Origin of the sequence: Noviherbaspirillum aerium (assembly GCF_008929045.1) — a bacterium.
Taxonomy (GTDB): Bacteria; Pseudomonadota; Gammaproteobacteria; order Burkholderiales; family Burkholderiaceae_D; genus Noviherbaspirillum; species Noviherbaspirillum aerium.
Map to the genome: position 1 here is coordinate 175,906 of NZ_VFAH01000002.1, position 21,308 is coordinate 197,213.

15 protein-coding genes and 1 pseudogene are annotated in these 21,308 nt (G+C 58.3%); 6 read left to right on the top strand and 10 right to left on the bottom strand.

Annotated elements, in window-relative coordinates:
* Nucleotides 1-24: 24 nt before the first annotated feature.
* From FH061_RS04105 to FH061_RS04120, 4 genes are all read right to left on the bottom strand, one after another.
* A complete protein-coding gene (locus FH061_RS04105; RefSeq protein ID WP_151633273.1) occupies nucleotides 25-2,304 on the bottom strand; it encodes a xanthine dehydrogenase family protein molybdopterin-binding subunit in 2,280 nt (759 codons plus the stop codon).
* Between the two features lie 9 nt (nucleotides 2,305-2,313).
* A complete protein-coding gene (locus FH061_RS04110; RefSeq protein WP_151633275.1) occupies nucleotides 2,314-3,258 on the bottom strand; it encodes an FAD binding domain-containing protein in 945 nt (314 codons plus the stop codon).
* The gene (gene paoA / locus FH061_RS04115; protein ID WP_151633277.1) at nucleotides 3,255-3,911 is read right to left on the bottom strand and encodes an aldehyde dehydrogenase iron-sulfur subunit PaoA; all 657 of its coding nucleotides are present in this window, start codon (nucleotides 3,909-3,911) and stop codon (nucleotides 3,255-3,257) included. The genes FH061_RS04110 and paoA overlap by 4 nt, the downstream gene beginning before the upstream one ends.
* 444 nt (nucleotides 3,912-4,355) lie before the next feature.
* The gene (locus FH061_RS04120) at nucleotides 4,356-4,799 is read right to left on the bottom strand and encodes a cupin domain-containing protein (RefSeq protein ID WP_151633279.1); all 444 of its coding nucleotides are present in this window, start codon (nucleotides 4,797-4,799) and stop codon (nucleotides 4,356-4,358) included.
* A 152-nt stretch (nucleotides 4,800-4,951) separates the two neighbouring features.
* Here FH061_RS04120 and FH061_RS04125 point away from each other — a divergent pair, with 152 nt between their 5' ends.
* The 3 genes and pseudogenes from FH061_RS04125 to FH061_RS30850 all read left to right on the top strand — a co-directional run.
* Nucleotides 4,952-6,520, top strand: coding sequence for an MFS transporter (locus tag FH061_RS04125; protein WP_225984475.1), 1,569 nt, complete (start codon nucleotides 4,952-4,954; stop codon nucleotides 6,518-6,520).
* A 313-nt stretch (nucleotides 6,521-6,833) separates the two neighbouring features.
* Entirely contained in the window at nucleotides 6,834-8,924 is a 2,091-nt protein-coding gene (locus tag FH061_RS04130) for a putative bifunctional diguanylate cyclase/phosphodiesterase (protein WP_151633281.1), read from the top strand.
* A 127-nt stretch (nucleotides 8,925-9,051) separates the two neighbouring features.
* Nucleotides 9,052-9,183: pseudogene (locus tag FH061_RS30850) on the top strand (transposase); the annotation flags it as partial.
* Between the two features lie 204 nt (nucleotides 9,184-9,387).
* Here FH061_RS30850 and FH061_RS04140 read toward each other — a convergent pair.
* Nucleotides 9,388-9,804 carry a hypothetical protein gene (locus tag FH061_RS04140; protein WP_151633283.1) on the bottom strand — a complete coding sequence of 139 codons (417 nt, stop codon included), beginning with the start codon at nucleotides 9,802-9,804 and terminating at the stop codon, nucleotides 9,388-9,390.
* A 325-nt stretch (nucleotides 9,805-10,129) separates the two neighbouring features.
* Between FH061_RS04140 and FH061_RS04145 the strand changes: the two genes are divergently transcribed.
* The gene (locus FH061_RS04145; protein WP_192804901.1) at nucleotides 10,130-11,305 is read left to right on the top strand and encodes a GGDEF domain-containing protein; all 1,176 of its coding nucleotides are present in this window, start codon (nucleotides 10,130-10,132) and stop codon (nucleotides 11,303-11,305) included.
* Between the two features lie 222 nt (nucleotides 11,306-11,527).
* Here FH061_RS04145 and FH061_RS04150 read toward each other — a convergent pair whose 3' ends face one another.
* Both FH061_RS04150 and FH061_RS04155 read right to left on the bottom strand, forming a co-directional pair.
* Entirely contained in the window at nucleotides 11,528-13,966 is a 2,439-nt protein-coding gene (locus FH061_RS04150) for a PAS domain-containing hybrid sensor histidine kinase/response regulator (RefSeq protein WP_192804902.1), read from the bottom strand.
* Between the two features lie 52 nt (nucleotides 13,967-14,018).
* Nucleotides 14,019-14,627 carry an MEDS domain-containing protein gene (locus FH061_RS04155; RefSeq protein WP_225984476.1) on the bottom strand — a complete coding sequence of 203 codons (609 nt, stop codon included), beginning with the start codon at nucleotides 14,625-14,627 and terminating at the stop codon, nucleotides 14,019-14,021.
* A 208-nt stretch (nucleotides 14,628-14,835) separates the two neighbouring features.
* Between FH061_RS04155 and FH061_RS30855 the strand changes: the two genes are divergently transcribed.
* Both FH061_RS30855 and FH061_RS04160 read left to right on the top strand, forming a co-directional pair.
* Nucleotides 14,836-15,033, top strand: a complete 198-nt coding sequence (locus tag FH061_RS30855; protein WP_225984477.1) for a hypothetical protein — start codon at nucleotides 14,836-14,838, stop codon at nucleotides 15,031-15,033.
* Nucleotides 14,988-15,908: an MFS transporter gene (locus FH061_RS04160; protein WP_404822423.1), complete on the top strand. Its 921-nt coding sequence runs from the start codon at nucleotides 14,988-14,990 to the stop codon at nucleotides 15,906-15,908. Before FH061_RS30855 ends, FH061_RS04160 begins: the two co-directional genes overlap by 46 nt.
* A 563-nt stretch (nucleotides 15,909-16,471) precedes the next feature.
* Here the strand turns inward: FH061_RS04160 and FH061_RS04165 are convergent.
* From FH061_RS04165 to FH061_RS04175, 3 genes are all read right to left on the bottom strand, one after another.
* Nucleotides 16,472-17,053, bottom strand: coding sequence for an amino acid synthesis family protein (locus FH061_RS04165; protein ID WP_151633291.1), 582 nt, complete (start codon nucleotides 17,051-17,053; stop codon nucleotides 16,472-16,474).
* A gap of 169 nt (nucleotides 17,054-17,222) precedes the next feature.
* Entirely contained in the window at nucleotides 17,223-20,810 is a 3,588-nt protein-coding gene (locus FH061_RS04170; protein WP_151633293.1) for a molybdopterin cofactor-binding domain-containing protein, read from the bottom strand.
* Nucleotides 20,807-21,304 (bottom strand): (2Fe-2S)-binding protein, encoded by a 498-nt coding sequence (locus FH061_RS04175; protein ID WP_151633295.1) that lies wholly within the window; start codon nucleotides 21,302-21,304, stop codon nucleotides 20,807-20,809. Before FH061_RS04175 ends, FH061_RS04170 begins: the two co-directional genes overlap by 4 nt.
* Between the last annotated feature and the right edge of the window lie 4 nt (nucleotides 21,305-21,308).

The window sequence follows — 21,308 nt, forward strand, 5'->3', positions numbered from 1 at the left end:
CTTTAACCGAGTGCGCCGACATGCTCAGACCGCCGACGGCATTTTGCCGATCAGCTTGTCCAGCGTGATCGGATAGTCGCGCACCCGCACACCGGTGGCGTTGTAGACCGCGTTGGCCACGGCCGCCGCGATGCCGCAGATGCCGAGCTCTCCCACGCCTTTCGCCTTCATCGGCGACGAGATCGGGTCGGTCTCGTCCAGGAAGATCACTTCCTGGTGCGGAATGTCGGCATGCACCGGGACCTCATATCCGGCAAGATCATGATTGACGAAGAAACCATGCCGGGTATCAACCGCCAGCGATTCCATCAGCGCGGCTCCCACGCCCATGGTCATGGCGCCGATCACCTGGCTGCGCGCCGTCTTCGGATTGAGGATGCGGCCCGCGGCGCAGACCGCGAGCATGCGCCGCACGCGGGTCTCGCCGGTCACGGCATCGACGCCCACTTCGACGAAGTGCGCGCCGAAGGTCGACTGCTGGTACTGCTCCTTGAGCTTGTCGAACTCGATCGCGTCCTCGGCAACGATGCCGGCGCTGCCGGCCAATTCGGCAAGAGACACGCTGCGCGACCCGGAGCGGATCTGGCCGTCGGCAAAGACCGCGTCGCTCGCATCGAATCCGGCCCTCTGCGCGACCGCTTCGCGCAGCTTCATGCACGCGGCATACACGCCGGAGGTCGAACTGTTGCCGCCCCACTGGCCGCCCGATCCGCACGACACGGGAAAGCTGGAATCGCCCAGGCGCACCCTTACCTTGTTCAAGGGCAGTCCCATCATTTCAGCCGCCGTCTGCGCGATGATGGTATAGCTGCCGGTGCCGATGTCCGTCATGTCGGTTTCCACGGTCACCCCGCCCCGGCCATCAAGACGGACCCTTGCCGCCGACTTTGTCACGAGATTGTCGCGGAAGGCCGAAGCCACCCCCATGCCGACAAGCCAGCGACCGTCGCGCACCTGGCCCGGACTGGGGCTGCGCTTGTCCCAGCCGAAGCGTTGCGCGCCGACTTGCAAGCACTGCACCAGTTGCCGTTTCGAGAATGGAGGATGCGGATTCGGTTTTTCAGCGTCTTTTTCCTTCTGTTCCGCTTTCTTGGACTGAGGATCGCTGGATGCGGGTTTGGCCGGAAAGTCCGGGACCACCTGGGTATCGTTCCGGATACGGAACTCGATCGGGTCCAGCGCCAGCTTTTCCGCCATTTCGTCCATCGCCATTTCGAGTACCGCGAGCCCAGGCGCTTCATTCGGCGCGCGCATTGCGTTCGCCTCGGGCAGATCGAGCACCGCGACCCGGTTCGATGTCATGCGGTTGGCGCCCGCATAGAGCGCCCTCGTCTGCACCGCTCCCGCTTCGGGTCCGCCCTCCGGCAGGTTGCCTGACCAGCTTTCATGTCCGATCGCGCTGATCCTTCCATCCCTGCCGGCGGCAATCCGCACGCGCTGGATGGTCGCCGACCGGTGCACCGTATTGTTGGGAATCAGGGCGCGCTGCAATGCCACCTTGACCGGTCGCTGCGCGGCGCGGGCCGCGAGCGCCGCCATCAAGGCGTCGGAACGCAGGAAGAGTTTGGCGCCGAAGCCGCCGCCGACGTAGGGCGACATGACGCGGATCTTTTCCTTCGGCATTCCCAGCGTCTTGGCCATGTCGCCCACGGCCCAGGCGATCATCTGATTGGAAGTCCACAAAGTCAGCCGGCCGCCCTCCCAGGCAGCCACCGTCGCATGCGGCTCCAGCATGGAGTGCGATTCATGGGCGGTCGAATAGGTGGCATCGAGCTGGACGGGCGCGGAAGCGAAGGTGCCCGCGAAATTGCCGACCGCCGTTTCCCCGGCGGTATTGAACACATCCGCCGGGGTGGCCTTGTCCTTCATTGCCGCCAGGTCGTACGATCCCTTCTCGCGGACATAGTCGACGCGTATGAGCTGGGCTGCCGCGCGCGCCTGCTCGAAGGTTTCGGCGACGACCACGGCGATGGCCTGGTGGTAATGCTGGATGTCGGGGCCGCCCAGCAGGCGGGCGGTATTGAAATCGCCCTTGGCGAGCTTGCCGGCGTTCTGCGCGTTGACGATGGCAATGACGCCGGGCGATGCCTTCGCGGCGGACAGGTCCATCGAGCGGATGCGTCCCTTGGCTATCGCCGAACCAAGCACATAGCCGTATGCCTGGTTAGGCACGACGTCGTGGCGGTCATAGGCATAGGGCGCCGTTCCTGTCGTCTTGAGCGGGCCGTCGACGCGGTCGACAGGCTGGCCGACGACCTTAAGCTGGTCGATCGGATTATTACCGGCGGGAGTGTCGAATTTCATGGCTCGAACCTAGGCTTTGTTAAGGATGGACGCGAGCGTGCGCTCGACCAGAAGGACCTTGAACGCATTGTCTTGCGTGGTGCGCGCATCGCCGAGAAGCCGGCTGGTGACCGCCCTGGCTCCGCGCGGCATGTCGCTCTCGGCGGCTTCCATCCGCCACGGCTTGTGCGCAACGCCGCCAAGCGCGATCCTGCCGCTGCCGTCCTGCTGCACGATGGCAGCCACCGACACCAGCGCAAAGGCATAGGAAGCGCGGTCGCGCACCTTGCGGTACACGTGCGTGCCGCCGGCTGGCCGCGGCAGTGTGACGGCGGTAATCAGTTCACCGTGCTCAAGCGCATTCTCGACATGCGGCGTGCTTCCGGGCAGGCGGTGGAAGTCGGCGATCGGAATGACGCGGGACGAGCCGTTGGAGCGCACCGTCTCCACGCTGGCATCGAGCACGCGCATGGCCACCGCCATGTCGCTTGGATGCGTGGCGATGCAGGCATCGCTCGTGCCCATGATGGCATGATGGCGGCTGTATCCGCCGATGGCGCCGCAGCCGGAGCCGGGCTGGCGCTTGTTGCACGGCTGGTTGGTATCGTAGAAATACGGACAGCGGGTACGCTGCAGCAGGTTGCCTGCCGTGGTGGCCTGGTTGCGCAGCTGGCCCGAGGCGCCGGCAAGCAGCGCACGCGACAGCACGCCGTAATCGCGCCGTACCCGTTCATCCGCGGCCAGGTCGGTATTGCGCACCAATGCGCCGATCCGCAGCCCGCCGTCCGTGGTCTGCTCGATCTTGTCGAGGCCGACGCCGTTCACATCGATCAGGTGCGGCGGCGTTTCGATCTGCAGCTTCATCAGGTCGAGCAGGTTGGTGCCGCCGGCAATGAAGCGCGCACCCCTGGTGCGGGCCGCGGCAGCGGCGGCTTCGGCCGGCGAAGCGGCCCTCTCGTAGGTAAAAGGCTTCATGCTTTCACTCCTGCAACCTCGGCGATCGCTTCCTGGATGTTGGAATACGCGCCGCAGCGGCAGATATTGCCGCTCATGCGTTCCCGAAACTCTTCATTCGTCGCCGCAGGCCGCTGGGTCAGATCGGCGGTGACATGGCTGGGTATCCCGGCCCTGACTTCATCGAGCATGGCCACGGCGGAACAGATCTGGCCGGGCGTGCAGAAGCCGCACTGGTAGCCGTCGTGCTTGATGAAGGCTGCCTGCATCGGATGCAGGTTGGCCGGCGTCCCGAGGCCCTCGATGGTGGTGATGTCATGTCCTTCCTGCATCACCGCCAGCGTGAGGCAGGAGGTGATGCGGCGGCCATCGACGATGACGGTGCAGGCGCCGCACTGGCCCTGGTCGCAACCCTTCTTGCTGCCGGTGAGATGGAGGCGTTCGCGCAAGGCGTCGAGCAGCGTGGTGCGCGGATCGATCATCAGCTGGTGTTCGGTGCCGTTGACGCGCAGCAGGACGCTCATGGTTGCGGAAGCGCCTGCCTGCGGCGGCGCAGCTTGCGCCGTGGATGCGGCTTGCGCTTCGGGCACCACCCGTGCCGCCATCACCGCGCCGCTGGTTGCCACCGCAGTGGCCTTGAGTAACTTCCGCCGTGACGGATCGAATTCGGTCATTGTGTTGCTCCTGGGATCGTCGAGAAAACAGGCTCTGTGACAAGCGGCGCCATTGAGCCTGCCGCCCTGTTGAGACATGGACTTTGCCATCCTTGCATCAGAGGCGGATTACCTGCGTTCGGTTCATTGCCGGAACGAACCGGCCCCTGATTTCCTGATTTATTGATTGCGCGATCCGCTTCCCCGCTTATAGCGTGTCCGTCCTGACCGGCTTGAGCGCGGCCGAGCCGGATTGCCGGTGGAACAAGGCGTGACGACGCGACATGGCCAAGCCATGGCGTGGAGTTACAACGCAGTGCCAATGCCGATCCGTCCGGAATCGGCAGGCAGGTCAGGGTGAAACCACTCTAGTCAGGAGATGTGTCCAACGCCATCCACGCCGACGTCGTTTGAGGATAGCCATTAGCGCCATCGCATGCCAGCACGGGACTTGGTCTGTTGTAGCTAAGCAGGTCGAAAGAAGATTTGATTCCGTCGACCAATTTCTGGAACCTTGGCACGATCATCCGGCCCTTTTACTTCGCGATCCACGTCGCGGAAAAATGCTTCAGCATGGGCTGGCGCGTCAATGATGAGCATATGCGCCGGCTCTTCGGAATCCCCCTGGAAACCGTGTAGCGTGCCGCCAGGCGCATAAAGAAAATCGCCCGCCGCGATGATCTGCTCGCGCTCTGCCAGCCTGAAGCGGACTTGCCCGCGGGTGACGTAATACGCCTCATCCCACGCATGATCGTGAGGCGGCGGACCGGCATGTTTGGGGAGCACCACTTCCATGATCGACCATGCGTGATCCGTCTTGTCGCCGCAACAAAGGAACTTCACCTGCGTTCCCAAAACGCTCAAGGTTTCTCCTTCGCCCTGCTTCATGACTACCAGTTGCCTGCTCATAACGCTCTCCTTGTTCAGACAGAGGTCCAGTCATTTCATGTGATACTACGGCACATGCGATGTCAATGGAAAGTGCGGCAAGTCAGTTGATTAGCCTAAGAACATCTCCTGCCTTAAACATCGACTAGCCTCGGCGAGCAGCTTTGTTGCGAGTGTCCGATTCGATGACTGCGAACAAGCTGTTTGCTGCCAAGCCTCTGGCGATCGAAAAACAGTGGAACGTACTATATCGGACGGGCCAATACGCTGGAAGGAAACGTGTCCCTGCACGACGTGCAGAGTGGAACGAAGAGAAACATAAAGTACGTGAACACGCGCCGGTTTCTCCCAATTCCTGGCATGCATTTGAAGTGACTTGCAAAGGTAGCGCTACCCGGGTCTCGCTTAACGGAAAGACGCACATTGAAACCAGAAACAGCCCTATTCCGGAGGCCGGAAGGGTTGAGCGTATCGAGAAAAGCCGACAGCGTCACCTTGTTCGACAACGTCACGTATCACAGCCCTACCAAACAATGACCAGTTCACTCCTGATACGGATATTTTGGGTACGGGGCCTACGAGCTTTTGCTGACGGATACATCAGCCTGCTGCTGCCGCTCTATCTCATTTCTCTTGGCATGGGGCCTTTCGAAGTTGGCGTGATCGCGACAGCGACACTGCTTGGCTCCGGCGTGCTTACCTTGCTGGCTGGCCTGCATGCCTGGCGCTTCGATTTGCATCGTCTGCTGATTGGCGCGGCGGTACTCATGGCAGCGACCGGTCTCGGCTTTGCCACAATCCGCGACTTCTGGCCATTGCTCATTGTTGCGGCAGTTGGAACACTCAATCCTTCCAGTGGCGACGTCAGCGTTTTCCTGCCGCTCGAGCATACCTTGCTGTCGGGCGCCGTTCCGGATAAACAACGAACCGCCATATTTGCCCGCTATAGCCTGATCGGCTCGCTTCTTGCCGCCGTGGGCGCCCTTTTCGCCGCCATTCCGGACTATGCAGTGGCTGCAACCGGCATCAGCAGACAGTCCGTAATGCAGGCGCTCTTCATCTTGTATGGATTGATCGGTCTGGTTTGCGCCCTTATCTACCGCAGTATCCCCAGACAGGCCGGAACCACCAGGCAGGCGGTTGCCATGCCCTTACGCAAGTCCAGGCGGATTGTACTGACGCTGGCTGCCTTATTCAGTCTCGATTCCTTTGGAGGGGGCTTCGTAATCCAGTCGCTGCTGGCACTATGGCTTTATCAGAAGTTCGATCTGTCCACGATTGTCGCCGGTACCATTTTCTTCTGGACTGGCGTGCTGTCCGCCTTCTCCTACTTGGCCGCCGTCAGGATAGCCAATAAGATTGGACTGGTGAACACCATGGTGTTTACCCATCTCCCGGCCAACCTCTTTCTAGTGCTAGTTCCGTTCATGCCAAATCTTGCTTGGGCCATCACCTTGCTGCTGGCGAGAAGCGCACTGTCGCAAATGGATGTCCCAACGCGAAGCTCATACGTGATGGCGGTTGTCGCGCCTGAAGAGCGCGCAGCGGCGGCCAGTGTAACCGCCGTACCCCGGAGTCTGGTTTCCGCAGTCGGCCCGATGCTGGCCGGCTATCTGCTCAGTGCTTCCACGTTTGGCTGGCCCTTGGTAGTCGCAGGTGGCTTGAAGATAACTTACGATTTACTGCTGTTGAATATGTTCCGGAACGTTCCACCTCCCGAAGAAAAACCGGCGACAGACTGATACCGACTACGCAGGTTATCGACATCTGGAGCGATTTCATCCTGACCTGCCTGCCGGTCCCGAACAGATTGGCATTGGCATTGACACTGCGTTGTGCCTCCTCGCCATGGCTTGGCCATGTCGCTTCGTCACATCTTGTTCCACCGGCAATCCGCCTCGGCCTCGGCCTCGACCAGGCCGGTCAGGGCGAACAGGCCCTAGCCTTCCGACAGGCGAGCATGGGCAAGTTGGTAAATGTGGAAAACGTGCTCTGGCAAAAGTTTCGCAGGTGTGGCATTGTGCTTTCTTTATAGAAACAAAGATGCTGTGATTCATGCTGTCCCTGCTCCAACCGACGTACAGTCTTCCCCTTGTCTTTGCAGCGCTTTGCATCGCGACTCTCGCCTCCTACACCACCCTCGATCTCGCCGGCAGGATTTCCGCCCTCGGCAAGTCAGCGCAGCGGCGCTGGTGGCTGGCCGGCGGCGCCATGTCGATGGGCCTGGGTATCTGGTGCATGCATTTTGTCGGCATGCTGTCATTTTCACTTCCCATTCCGCTCGGCTATCATGTCGGCATCACGGCGGTGTCCCTGGTGATTGCGGTCCTGGTGTCCTACTTTGCGCTGGACCTGGTGACGCGAGGCAGGCTGTCCGCGGCGCGCCTCGGCATCAGCGGTACCCTGCTGGGCATCGGCATCGCCGGCATGCATTACACCGGCATGGCGGCCATGCAGATGAGTCCCGGGATCCGCTACAAGCCGCTCATCTTCACGCTCTCCATCCTGATTGCCATCGTGGCCGCCACTGCGGCACTCTGGATCGCATCCACTCTACGCAGCAACAAGATCAGGCGGGTATTCCTGTGGCGCATGGGCGCGGCGCTAATTATGGGCTGCGCCATCGTCGGCATGCATTACACGGGCATGGCGGCCGCCGAATTCCCTCTCGGCTCGGTATGCCTGGCCGCCTCCGGCATCAGCGCGAACTGGCTGGCGGTTACGATCGCCGGATCGACGTTCAGCATTCTCACCATCACGCTAGTCCTGTCGGTGCTCGATGCAAGGTTGCAGGTGAAGACAACGGCCTATGTGCAGTCGCTCAAAAGCGTGAATGAAAAACTGCAGCACCAGGCCACGCATGATGCGCTGACGGGCCTACCGAATCGCATTCTGCTGTTCGAACGCATCCAGCTTGCCATCGACAGCGCGGAGCGGACGCAGAATCAGTTTGCGCTGTATTTCATCGACCTCGACGGCTTTAAGGCGATCAACGATTCGCTGGGGCACGCGGCGGGCGACGGCGTGCTGAAGGAACTGGCTTCCCGGCTTAAGAACGTCGTGCGCAGGGAAGATATCGTGGCGCGCCTGGGTGGCGATGAATTCGTCGTCATGGTGGGCAACATTCCTGATGCGGGCATGGCAAGCCATATCGCAGAAAAGCTGTTCGAGTGCTTCAAAACCCAGCTGATTCCCGACCAGGCCAACCTGCCCGTCTCGCCAAGCATCGGCATTGCGCTTTTCCCCGACGATGGCACGACCGTGGACGAGCTGATCAACCATGCCGACGCGGCAATGTATGAAGTCAAGGCCAGCGGCCGCAACAACTACCGCTTCTTCGAAGCGTCGATGAACGTGGCGATGAAGCGGACGATAGAAATTCAACGCAGCCTGGCTGCGGCGATCGGCAGGGGTGAATTTTTCTTGCAGTACCAACCGAAATTCGACTGCGCCGATGACCGGCTTCTCGGCGCCGAAGCGCTGCTGCGCTGGCAGCACGGCACGCTGGGCCTGCTCTCGCCCGCCGAGTTCATTCCGATCGCCGAACGGACGGGGCAAATCATCGCGCTCGGCAAATGGGTGATCGATGAAGTGTGCCGGCAGATGCATGCATGGCGGCGCGCCGGCCTGAAGCCGCTCAAGGTGGCGATCAACCTGTCGCAGATACAGCTGCGCTCCCCCGGCATTGTGGAAGACATACTCGAAACCGCCGGCATTCATGGTATCAGCCCTTCCCTGCTGATGTTCGAGATCACCGAGACGGTAGCCATGCAGGATGCGGAAGCCACCATGTCGGCGATCAGGCAACTTCAGGAGGCCGGATTCGAGCTCGCCATCGATGACTTCGGCACCGGATATTCCAGCCTGAGCTATCTGCAGCAATTCGGCGTACAACAAATGAAGGTTGATCGCAGCTTCATCAACAACCTGACCACCGACGAAAAGGGACAGGCGATCGTCGCGGCGATCATCCGCTTGGCGCATTCGCTCAACATGGAGGTGGTAGCCGAAGGCGTGGAAACGGAGGCCCAGTTAGCGCTGCTGAAAGTGCTGAAATGCGACCAGACTCAGGGATATCTGCTCGGCCGCCCTATGGACGTTTCGGAACTAGGAACATTGATGGTTGATGTCGCTCAGGTGAGATAGCCCAAGCTGCGTGAATCGGCATGGCTTCCCGCCAATCCCGGGAAATCGTCGATCTTGCTCGTTTCAACGGATAAGCATGGCTAAAGCCTGTTATGAACTAATAAAGTAGCAACAAGTCCATGGCGGCATGACTGCCGGAAAATCTTATCCAAGCCATGTGCGAGACGAAGAGTGGGACTTCGTTGCACCTTACCTATCGTTACTGCCATTGGACGCAGCGCAACGTAAGCACTCATTGCGTGAGGTGTTCAATGCCTTGACCGCTTTCCTTGCCTATTCTGAGGCGGCAAACCGGATAAGGCGCTCAATAGTTTCCTGCCCGCACTTGGACGTGCTAAATAAAAATGCGATCTGTGCGCTTAGTCACAATCGCTTCTTTCTTGTATAAGGAACGCGTCGGTCAAGGACGCCATGGAATTCAGAGAATGCCGTCCGTCTCTCAGTTGAGAAAATTTCGACCGGCTTATCGACAATCCAAAGTAATGGCGCCACCTTCAGGACCGCGCACCTCGAACACTTCGCCATTGTTGCAACGATACGTTAGTCGAAGCCGCTTCTGAACTCCTGGCACCGGGTCCCCGCACAGATTATTGTTCACAGCGATCGAGACATGCTGCCGCCAACCGACCGCTTGTTGAATTTGCGTCCTTGCGTCGCAGGACGCACCACGTACACCGTACTGCGCGTCTTCAATTTCGATTGGCAACCTGGATTGGCTATGGTGCTGTTGCCGGCGCTGGGCTTCAAGGCCATCACGATAGCCTTGGTCATAGCCACGACGATATTCCGCGCTCTGTGCATGTGCAATTGCCGACACCATACTTAACGTCACAAGGCCGGCAGCACATAGCAGCTGTTGTTTTGTACGTTTCACCATCATTTTTGTTTTCCACACCTTTTTTGGAAGTTCTTGCGGCTAAAGCCGGTCGGGTAAAGCCAAGATTCCACCTCATTCAAGGTAACGGCCAGATGCCGCCCGAGATGACACTGTTCACAATCTGTTGCAAGTTATTACCTTCTCTACATCGCTAGCCGACCGTCTTGATTCCTGCCTCTACTGCTTTTGATTCGGCCGTCCCCTTAATATTGGTTGCCCTAAGGCAACCTCTATGCGACCATCTCTTTTCCCCGTCTGGCAGGTTCTGTTGCCAGCAGAAGTTAGCCACACTGCAGTTCTGTAGATGATGTTTTGAAGGATGTTCGTCGTGCCCAGAATCGATCCCCTTGCTTTTATTATCATCTCTGCAGCCTTTGGCACCCTGTGTGCATTTCTCCTGTTTGTTCTTAATTCAGGCCTTCTCCGTGATATCAAAGGTCTAGGCCGTTGGGGCGCCGCCTGCATCACCATGGCGATGGCAGCGTTCCTCTTCGCGCTGCGCGGCGTAGTTCCTGTCTTCTTGTCGAGCTTTCTGCCGAATCTGCTAATCGTTGTTGGCGTCATTACCATGCATACCAGTCTCACTGAGTATGGCGGCTTGAAACGAAAGAAAAAGCCACCGGTTCTCCTGGCTGGGACTGTCGCACTTGCCTTGACGTGGGCTACTTTCCTGCAGGATGACTATCGGACTCGCATTATCATCATGAGTATTACCCTTACTGTACTCTTTGCTGCGTGCGGACTGGTGATTTTCCGTTTCAAAGAACAAGGGTTTGCCGAACGATTTACCGGGCTCATGTTCTTGGCGACCTCAGGCATTATGCTAGCCCGCTGTATTGGCGCATTCTTTCAGAACGGCAGTTTGACGATCAACACCGATACTTCGCTGATTCATAGTATCTACATGGGTACGTTCGCCTTCTCGCTCGTCGCGCTCAGTGTCGGCTTCATGCTCATGGTCCATCGTGCGATGCAGACCAAACTCGAATCCCTGGCGACACGAGATCAAATGACAGGCATGTATCGACGCGATGCGTTTCTTGCCCTGCTGGACCAGTCACTGGCGCAATCAAGGCGAGACCAACGCCCGATGTCCATACTGATCATCGATCTCGACAATTTCAAGGAGATCAACGACCGCCATGGGCACTTGACGGGCGACCGAGTGATAATCGATTTTTCGTCGAAGGTGCAGCAAATTCTGCGCCGCGGCGACGCTGTCGGCCGCTACGGCGGTGAAGAATTCCTCGTACTGTTACCTGATACAACAAAAGAGGATGCCTATTCTGTCGCCGACCGCATTCGGTCCATGGCAGCTGAAACTTGGTCCCGGGAGATTCCAGCCTATACCGTCAGTATTGGAGTGGCGCCACTGATGACAGGCTGTACGGATTCTGCCATCTTGATCGATGTAGCGGACAAGGCGCTGTATGCAGCCAAAAAAGCCGGCAAGAACTACGTAGAACTGGCCTGCACTCAGTCATACGAACCGGTCGCAAGTTAAGCCGCTCGCGTGTTGGCTCAATTGCCTTCTACATTGACGTCGCTTTGTACGCCTAAGCTCCGCCGGCGAGGCGAGTTTCGAGCTCAGGCACAAGTAACTCTAGTATGGCAAACGAGTCGCGAAAGCAGGATAGTTTCATACCCATCCGCACTTTTACCGACGACTATTCAATACAGCCTCGGAGACCTATCGAATGAGATTCGGTGCGCTAATAAGTAGACATTATCGCCAATGTCCTATTTCTTCGAGGAGTTCAGATACGGCTGTCGGCGAGAGCGGCTTAGTAAAATGTTTGTTAAAGCCAGCCGCTGTTGACCGAGCACGATCTTCATCCGTCCCCCATCCCGTTACAGCCACAAGCGTTATTCCTTCCAAACCTGTCATTTTCCTGATCCGGATCGCCACCTCATATCCATTCATGCCGGGCATGCCAATGTCCAGAAATGCGACGTCAGGCTGGAAATCATTGGCAACCTGCAGCGCCTGCGTTCCTTCTTTGGCCACTTGTACATCGTGACCATACATATCTAGTAGTGATGCCAAGCTTTGTGCTGCGTCCAAATTGTCGTCAGCTACCAGGATACGCAGTGTTGTGCCCGTGATCCCGGTCGGGGTGGATGACATATATGCGTCGTAATGTTGCTTATCTACGTGATCAATTGGAAGCCTGACAATGAATGTACTGCCTTTGCCTGTACCCTCGCTCGTGGCCGTGACCGTACCTCCATGCAAGTGCACCAAATTTCGTACGAGCCCTAGACCAATTCCCAGGCCGCCTTGAGAGTGATCCATATTACGTCCGACCTGACTAAACATTTCAAACACCTGTGACAGTGAATCTGACGGAATGCCAATTCCGTTATCGATGACCGAAATGACTGCTTCAGCACCATCCTGGTCAACGATCAGCTTAATCTTGCCACCTTGGGAGGTGTATTTGGCAGCGTTGGTCAGCAGATTACCGACGATCTGTGCAATTCTTGTCGGATCTGCATTCAGCCTCAACGGCTTTTCAGATAACCGCACGCTGAGTTCGTGTCGAGCGGCTTCAATTACTGGCAGACTCGTCTCGATGGCACTTGAGATAATGCTGTTCAGATCGATCGGTTTCTTCTTGATTTCGATCTTTCCGTTAGTAACACGGGCAATGTCCAATAGATCGTTGATCAAATGCACCATCTGAGTTGCCTGCCGCTCGATCATATCTCTTACACGAACTACAGTTTCTGGACTGTCGGGACGAATGCGCATCATCTCCACCCCTGTCAGGATCGGGGCCAATGGATTTCGTAACTCGTGTGCCAACACAGCTAGGAAATCGCTCAGATGCTTGTTCGATTGTGCCATCTCATTGAACAGAGATCGGTATTTTTCTTCTGATACGCGGAGTGCTGCCTCCGTGCGTTTGAAAGCATCGATGTCGGTGACAACAGCCACTTGGCCGGTAATGTGACCACTGTCGCCCCTGATCGGCACAGCAGCCACTTGCGTCCAGATTTCTGCTCCGTCGTCCTGGGTGTAGAGCATTTCAATGCCCGGCACGACTCGTTCTCCCTGGAGCGCGCGCACTCCAGGGAAATCTTGACGGCAGTACGGGCGGCCATCCTCCCAATAGGCACGCCAACGGCTATGGCGGGCATCATCCAGAGACGGCTGGATTCTCGTCGGCAGATAGCGTTGCATTTCCTGATTGGAGAGCACAACTATTCCGTCGGCATTTACCACTCCGACGCCAACAGGCAGAATCTCAAAAATGGCAGAAAGTTGGGCCTGGGTCTCACTCAACGCCTCTTCGGCCTGCTTGCGGTTGGTTATATCAAGTACGCTTCCGACGAAGCCCAGGAATCCACCAGCTGACGACAGTCTCGGACGGCCCTGGTCGATGACCCAACGATAGCTGCCATTCGCATGCAAGAGCCTATATTCAAGGGTGAATTCTTCCCGATTTTCATTCGCGCCTTGGAACGCGTTACCAACCCTTTCCTGGTCTTCCGGATGGATGGCGGTGATCCATCCAAAGTCAATCCCATCGTTTTGATGCTGTCCAGTGAACTCATACCAGCCGCGGGATAAAAACGAGCAAGAACCACTAGGTTCAGTTACCCAAAGCATGGCGGGAGCCGCATTGGCAAAGTCCAGGAAACGCCCCTCACTGCGCTGAAGTGCTTGTTCGGTCCGCTGGCGTCGTACAGTCGACGCAGCTTGGTTTGCACCGACGCCTAGCAGTAACCTGTCATGTTCAGACGGAAAGTCGGCTCGCCGCGCTCCTACAACGACAATGCCATTGTCTTCAGCAATGCCGAACCGGGTAACACTTACCCTTAGTGTTCCGTCATCAAACGGGTCAGGTATGGTTGCTGGCGCATCCGCATCGAATCGCATCACGAAAGCGTCCAGTGCCACCCGAACCTGGGGCAGGAAACCCTCGCTGGCTCCGTGACGCTTGCTGCACAGATTTTCGATAGTATCGCTGCCATCACGATTAGCCAACCGAATGTAGACGAAGTCCAGGTTGAGCGTGCTCAGTAAGACGTTGGACAAGCTTTTGACAACGCCTTCAGGATTGAGGCTTCCCCAAATGGCGGGAAGCGTAGAAATAGCAACTAGGTCCCGCGTGAGATTCCGTAGGCGGTCCACTTCCACAGCGTGATTTTCTGGCATCTGCATGTCGTCGAGTACGACCGCAGAATGGTCTGCGGCAGGTTAGCAATAACTAGGTAATTTTCCGTGCTTCGATTTCCCTGAGCATCTCTTCGGAAGGAACATAAAAGGGATTTTCTTGCAGGATACCGCCGATAATTACCATGGGATGCGTACGCATTATGTCAATCACCACGCTGGCGTCAAACCGGGACAGGTCATAGGTGCAAATCACCGGGTCGTGCTGTTTAGGCAGCGCCTGATTGAGACGTGCCTCATATTCGACAATATTGTGAACGCCGGGTACGTCTTCGAGCGCCCACTCCATGTGGGCAATGTTGCGTGAAATTTTCCCTGGCGGGTTGTTGCTGGGGGAGATCGCCGCCTTCAGAGTCTCTATCATCTGGTATTGGTCGAAGCGGCCGTCCTTGATGTAGGTTTCCTGCCAATGCTGGATTTCAAGCTGACCGTTTGCTTGCGCTGTAGCGGTGTCTATACCCTCTTGCTGCAAGCGATTCAAATGCTCGGCATGTTGGCTTGCATTCACGATGTGAAAAGCCCGGTCCCCGTTTTCAAATCCTTCCTTGATGAAAGGCATGAGAACTTGGTATCTCTCTTCCTGCGTATGGAAGAAAGCACAGACATGGCAGGAATGAGTCAGTGAAGAACCTGCTAACTTCACGGGTTGTTTCGTTGCATCCATAACACGGGGGAGCCTGTAAAGAAATCTATTAACTTGGAAATGCAACGGGCATGGTAAACCATAAAAGGAAAATTATTGGTACCAAGCCATATGATCGATGCATAAGAGAAATATCTTCCGATCAGAGCAAGACGGCCATAGTGCGTCAAGAAACCGTATTCGTTCGAAAGCGGAAAGAGCCAACCATATGCACAACAAGTCCACTGCAGCGCTACTTTATTTGGGACATGCAATCGATCACATGTTCCTTTTGATCTTCGCGAACGACTTCGGCCTGACACGCCGGGAAGATTTGATGCCGTATAGCGCCATCGCGTTTTCCTCTTCGGCATCGGTTCGCTGCCGTCCGGAAAACGGGGAAATCATTGGGGACGACGCACGCTGATGATTATCTTTGTCTTTGGTATGGGAACGGCAGCGATACTGGCAAGTCTCGCGCAGTCGCCGATGCAACTGGCATGCGCGCTGGCGCTGCTCGGTTGTTTCGCCTCTATTTATCATCCAGTTGGAATACCGATGCTGATGCAGGGCGCAAAGCGGCCCGGTTGGACGATTGGTGTCAATGGCATGGCAGGTAATCTTGGAATCGCGCTGGCGGCCGTCGTAGCTGGCTATCTCGTCAAGCATGTCGGATGGCGACCGGCGTTCGCCCTGCCGGGCATGGTCAGCATTCTATGCGGCATCGCATTTGCCGTTGCAGCGAAATCCGAGTCCACCCCTCCAGCCAAGCGTGCGGCCACGCCATCGGGATTGCCTCGAGGCTTGCTGTCACGCGTGTTCCTAGGCATGACGCTGGCAGCGACAAGCGGAAGCCTGCTCTTCAAGTTCTCGACTAATGGCAACCACGAACTCCTACATGTGCGATTCGCTGCAATAACCCGCGACCCGGCAATGCTAGGGCTCCTGCTTGCAGCGGTCTACGCAGTCGCCTCTCTTGCGCAGCTGGTGGCCGGGCGGCTATTGGACCGTTTCCCGCTCAAGCGGCTCTACCTGATTGTGCTGGCAATGCAGATTCCTTTTCTTGCGCTGGCGGCGCACGCTGAAAGCTGGTGGCTATACGTGCTGCAAGGGCTGTTCATGGTGGCGCTCTTCGGCGCGATCCCCTTCACCGATGCCATGATCGCGCTACGTAGACGATCGCATGCGTTCACGTGCCGCTGGAATGCGGCTGGCAGTATCGTTGGCGCCAGCTCCCTGGCGGTATGGCTGCTGGGCCCCCATTGGTCAAGCAAGCGGGGTTCAGCGTGCTGCTTTGGATAATGGCCGGCATTGCGGCTTTGACCTTCACAATCGTCACTTGGCTGCCGAACCCACCACCGCAAGATGCAAAGGCGTGAACTCTATTAACAGAGTACGAGCGTCTGCCTTTGGCGGTATCCCCTCCTTCTTTGGGTTTTGATGAACCCAAAGAATCAGGCACTAAGCCGACCTTGTCCATGTTCCGGCTGTGCCATTGAATATGCAGTTAATTCTCGATTTTTAACATTATCGCCATGATGCCCTCTGCCTAAGCCTCTTTATCCTCCTAGTCTCGTCACATCGGATAAGGCGCTCGTATCCCTGCCTGATGTCGCTGGTGCAGGTCACTATCTTCCATACTGAGATCAACGCTAGCGAGCATACTTGATCAGTCGTTCTACCGGTCCGTCGCGAGCCTTTGCAAAAGTATGGGGAGGAACTCTTCAGAAGATTTTCTTCATGCCGTTGCAATCATGTTGAGGAGTTCTCCTAAACCTTCACCATAACCTTTCGATCGCTGACTCCAAATTCCAGTTCCGTGCTGGTGCAACTTCAGGGTGCCGTCGGACGATCCAGGAATTCGTTTAGCGCTGTCCATCCCCTACCTTGATTTCATCAACACGCAGACCGCCAAGACGCTCATGGATTCGACCTCCGGTCGCCATCACGAGCGCGTATAGCAGTTCGTTGGGTCTCGGACCATCAAGGGTGCCGACGTCTATCGTACTGAAATGGCTGCGGACATAGGCCGCCTCAATGTGATGCAGGGGGATCGGAAGCCTGGTGCCCGCGCTTGCTACCACTTTGGAGGAAGGCACGATGGATTTTGCGTGCGGCAGATGCTTACGCATCGGATAGCCGCCGCTGATGTGCCAGATTGCGCCATGTTCCAATTCACCATTTACGCCGACGATAGCCCCCTTGCCGTACGCCTGGATCTTGTCCGCGCCTCCGAGGGCTTCAATCAATTCCGGAACGATGGACATGGCCATTTCAGTCGTGGCTTCGACGAAAGGACTGAGGTCTTCGACATAACGGCCGGCGTAAGGATTGTCCAGTACTACCGCGATGCTTCCGAATTTGACCGGTACGTCGGCTACCGGGCCGCCTTCATGATAAACGGTGTCGACATTGAGCAGCTTCTTGCGAATCTTGATAAGAGACATGGTGCATTCCTAACTGATATTGAATAAATGCCAGCGGCTGCTTAATTCGGAGCAGGCCAGCTCTTCCGCCCTACTGCATTCTCACTCCGCATCGACAGCCAAACGCCGTTCGTGGCACTTTTCAACTACCGACGATACGAAACAGCGCCTCAATGCAAACACGCTCTACCTAACGACTTGCATGGCCGTTGCGCAGTCTGGCCACTGTCGCTTCCACGTCGTTCCACGCCGGCTTGTCGGATGCGTAACGCTGGCGCATGTAATTGGCAATGCGGGCGATCTGCTCGTCATTCAGGCTATCCTTGAACGCAGGCATATAACCGCCGTGCCGGTTGGCCGGCTCTCTTACGCCATGCAGAATGGTCTGTATTACATTATCCGGCGTTCGGCTATGCAGATTGCTGTTCAGGGCGAGCGGGCTGTTCCGTCCGTCCAGGACCGGGCCGTTACCGTCATGGTGGCAGCTACCGCACGCCGTGGAGAACAGGCGGCTGTCGATATTGACCAGGCGTTCACTCTGGGCGTGAGCCGCAGCGGACATGCCGGCGGCAATTTCCGCCGCCTTGTCCGGTTGGGCCGGCTGGTTAAACGATGCGAGATAGTGTGCCATGGCGCGTACATCTTGCTCTGGCAGCTTTGCCAATTCCCGCACAACCGGCGCCATAGGGCCCGCCGCGACGCCATGGTGTTCGGTCTCACCGTAACGCAGGTAGCGGAACAGTTCTTGTTCTGTCCACGGCACGGGGGCATGGGTAATCGAGGTCAGCGGCGGCGCCTCCCAACCGTCGATCATTGCGCCGGTAAGGAAGTACTTTCCGGCTTTTTCCGCACCGATCGCATTGCGCGGGGTATGGCAGGCGGTGCAGTGACCCAGACCATTGACAAGATAGGCGCCGCGATTCCATTGCGGAGAACGGGAAGCCTCCTCCGCATCCGGCCCGGGATTCAGATACAGCGCATTCCAGACGCCCATTAGCGGACGCATGTTAAGCGGGAACGCGAGCGTCGTTGCTGGCGTTGCAGCGCGTACCGGTTCCTGCGACATGAGATAGGCGTAGATCGCCATCAGGTCTTCATCGGTGGTCTTGGTGAACGACGTATAAGGAAAGGCTGGATACAGATGGCGGCCATCACGCGAGATACCTTCGCGCATGGCGCGCTGGAACGCGGTGAAAGACCACTTGCCGATGCCCGTCTCCGGATCCGGCGTCAGGTTGGTCGTATAGATCTTGCCGAAAGGCGTATCAAGCGCCCTTCCCCCTGCATTGCGGGCGCCACCCGGCGCCGTGTGGCAGACGGCACAATCGCCTGCGGCGGCAAGCAGGCGGCCGCGCTCGATCACCGTCGATGAGTAAATCGACGTCGCGGGGGCATTCATCTCCGGGATGATCGGCTTCCAGCCGAAGAAGGCTGCGCCAATGCCGGCAATTCCTGCCAGTAGCGCACCAGGCAGCTTCCACCACGAACGCCTGGTGCGGGGCGGCGCCGCCGGCGCCGGTGCCGGCGGGTTCAAAGCCGCCTTCACCACGTCCGGTGTGAACGGCGGCTGCCGGAAGCGGATGCCGGTGGCATCAAAGATGGCATTGGCGATAGCCGCGGTTCCCGGCACGGAAGATGACTCGCCTACACCCTGCGGTGGCTGATCGGGGCGAGGCATCATCATGACGTCGATAACGGGTACTTCCCGGAAATTAAGAATGGGATAACTTCCCCACTCCCTGTTCACGACGGTATTGCGGACAGGGTCGACCTGCACCTGCTCCTTCAAGGCACGGCTGGTGGTTTGCACGACATTGCCGTGGATCTGCTGCTTGACGCCGGCGGGGTTGATCATGAGCCCCGCATCATGGCCGACCACCACGCGCCGCACATGCACTTCACCGGTATTGCGGTTCACCTCCACATCCGCAACCCAGGCAGCCCAGGCAGCCCCAAAGCCGGGGAAGCGGCTATGGACGTAGCGCGCATAGGCAAAGCCTTGCCCCTTGAGGAACTCACCGTCAGGCGCCTGCTGTTGCGGCGCTGCATGCGGCAGCCAACCGGCGCGTTCGGCTGTGGCGCGCACCAGTTCCGCAGCCCGGTCGTCCTTCAGGTAGCGTAGCCGGAACTCGACGGGATCCACACCCGCTTCGGCCGCCAGTTCGTCGATGTAGCATTCATGGGCAAACGAGTTGGGCAGCGCCGACACGCCGCGCAACCAGGACGCGCGCAGAATCGGGGCCATGTCATTGATGCTTACCCTGAGATTGCGGTAATCGTACGGAGGCACGGATGTGCGGTCGCCCATTTCATACGCAAGCGGCTGCGGGCTTACCTTACCGGTCAGCAGCAGCGCCAGCGTTACGGCACCATTGGATGGATAGGATGTCTGGAAATCATAGGCCGCGACGCTGCCGTCGGCATTGAGGCCGCCACGCACTTCCATCAGCTGGGCGGCGCCCTTCGGTTCCCACTGGTGTTCCTGCTCGCGCGTGAGCTGCACCCGAACCGGTGCGCCTACTGCGCGCGAAAGAAGGACCGCATCTGCTGCAACGTCGTCGGCGCAGTTGCGGCCATAACAGCCGGATGCTTCCAGGCGGATGACGTCAATGGCAATGTCGGGCATGTCCGCGAGCCTGGCCAGATCGGCGCGCAGCACGTGCGGATTCTGGCTGCCGGTCCAGACCGTCATGCGGTCTTCACTCCAGGCGGCCACGGCGCAAGAAGGGCCAATGGAGGCATGCAGCTGATAAGGCCAGACATAGGTGCGGTCCATGCGTACGGCGGCGCCGGCCAGGCCAGCTTCCACATCGCCCTGCTCAGCCACGACCCGTTTGCTTGAAGGATTGTTCCGCAGCGCGATCTCAAGGTCGCCTAAATCTGGCAGCGCAGGCCATTCCCTCCATTTCACGACAAGTTCCCGCATCGCCTGCTCGGCATGCTCCTCGCGCATGGCTACAACGCCGACGAAGTCGCGGATCACTACAATAGCCACAATTCCGGGAATGTGCGCAATGGATTGCTTGTCCACCGAATCCAGAGAATTGCCGATGAAGTCGCCGTGATCGGCCCCCGCATAGGGCGGGCGCACCACCCGCCCGTGCAGCATTCCCGGCACGCGTACGTCATGCACGAAGATCGTTTCCCCCGTGGCCTTGGCCGGGATGTCGACACGAGGGACATCCTTTCCAACGATCCTGTAGTCTTCCGCTCGCTTGAGCGGTGCATTGCTGTCGAGCATGAGCTCGACATGGCGGTTGCCGACAAGCTCGCCGAAGCTCACCCTGCGGTTCGATGCACTGCCGGCAACCGACACGGTTCCGTCTTGCACTACCAGTTCATCTGCCGGCGCCCCGAGACGCTCTCCCGCCTGTGCCAGCAGCCAGGCACGCGCCTGCGCCGCCGCGCTGCGCAGGGGAACGGCATGAATCTGGATGGAAGAGCTTGCAATGGTCGCCCCCTGATTCGGCGCACGCGTCGTATCGCCAAGTACCATGTTGATGCGCTCGATGCCGACATCGAGCTCTTCGGCGACGATCTGGGCAAGCGCAGTGCGGATGCCGGTGCCGAGGTCGACATGTCCGTTCAAGGCAGTAATGGTGCCGTCGTCCCAGACGGCGATCAGGATTTCCACCCCCTCGGCCGGATTTCCGGGGACGGCGGCAGGCTGTCCCTTGACCGGCGGCGGTGGCGGGGGCGGCTCGCGCGTGATCAGCAATACCCCGGAAGCGTCATGAAATGCACGGCGGTTGTACGGTGTATCGGCGCGACGCGTCATGTCGAGCCCTCCTTGCAAGCGGCCAGCAGTTCTGCGGCCCGGTGCACCGCTTCCAGAATCTCAACATGGGTGCCGCAACGGCAGAGGTTGTGCGCCAGGGCATCGGCGATCTCGCGATCGGTTGGATGCGGATTCCTCCGCAGCAAGCCGACAGTGGTCATGATCATGCCGTTAAGGCAGTAGCCGCACTGCGCAGCCTGGCACTCGATGAACGCCTGCTGGACGGCATGCGGATGGTGTCTGGTTCCTAAGCCTTCAAGGGTCGTGACCGCCCGGCCGGCGACAGCGCCCGCCGGAATCACGCAGGACCGCGCGCACTTGCCGTCGATCAGCACGGTACAGGCACCGCACTGGCCTAGTCCGCAGCCATACTTCGGTCCGTTGAGGCAGAGGTCGTTGCGCAGCACATACAGCAGTGGCGCATCATGCGGCACTTCAAGGTCATGCTGTTCGCCGTTGACGTTCAGCGGCAAGGGCACTGTTGTCGTTTTCATTCGT

Coding starts and splice junctions, on each gene's coding strand:
- FH061_RS04105 (WP_151633273.1), bottom strand. CDS start 2,304: ATGAAATTCGACACTCCCGCCGGTAATAATCCGATCGACCAGCTTAAG.
- FH061_RS04110 (WP_151633275.1), bottom strand. CDS start 3,258: ATGAAGCCTTTTACCTACGAGAGGGCCGCTTCGCCGGCCGAAGCCGCC.
- paoA (WP_151633277.1), bottom strand. CDS start 3,911: ATGACCGAATTCGATCCGTCACGGCGGAAGTTACTCAAGGCCACTGCG.
- FH061_RS04120 (WP_151633279.1), bottom strand. CDS start 4,799: ATGAGCAGGCAACTGGTAGTCATGAAGCAGGGCGAAGGAGAAACCTTG.
- FH061_RS04130 (WP_151633281.1), top strand. CDS start 6,834: ATGCTGTCCCTGCTCCAACCGACGTACAGTCTTCCCCTTGTCTTTGCA.
- FH061_RS04140 (WP_151633283.1), bottom strand. CDS start 9,804: ATGATGGTGAAACGTACAAAACAACAGCTGCTATGTGCTGCCGGCCTT.
- FH061_RS04150 (WP_192804902.1), bottom strand. CDS start 13,966: ATGCCAGAAAATCACGCTGTGGAAGTGGACCGCCTACGGAATCTCACG.
- FH061_RS30855 (WP_225984477.1), top strand. CDS start 14,836: ATGCACAACAAGTCCACTGCAGCGCTACTTTATTTGGGACATGCAATC.
- FH061_RS04165 (WP_151633291.1), bottom strand. CDS start 17,053: ATGTCTCTTATCAAGATTCGCAAGAAGCTGCTCAATGTCGACACCGTT.
- FH061_RS04170 (WP_151633293.1), bottom strand. CDS start 20,810: ATGACGCGTCGCGCCGATACACCGTACAACCGCCGTGCATTTCATGAC.
- FH061_RS04175 (WP_151633295.1), bottom strand. CDS start 21,304: ATGAAAACGACAACAGTGCCCTTGCCGCTGAACGTCAACGGCGAACAG.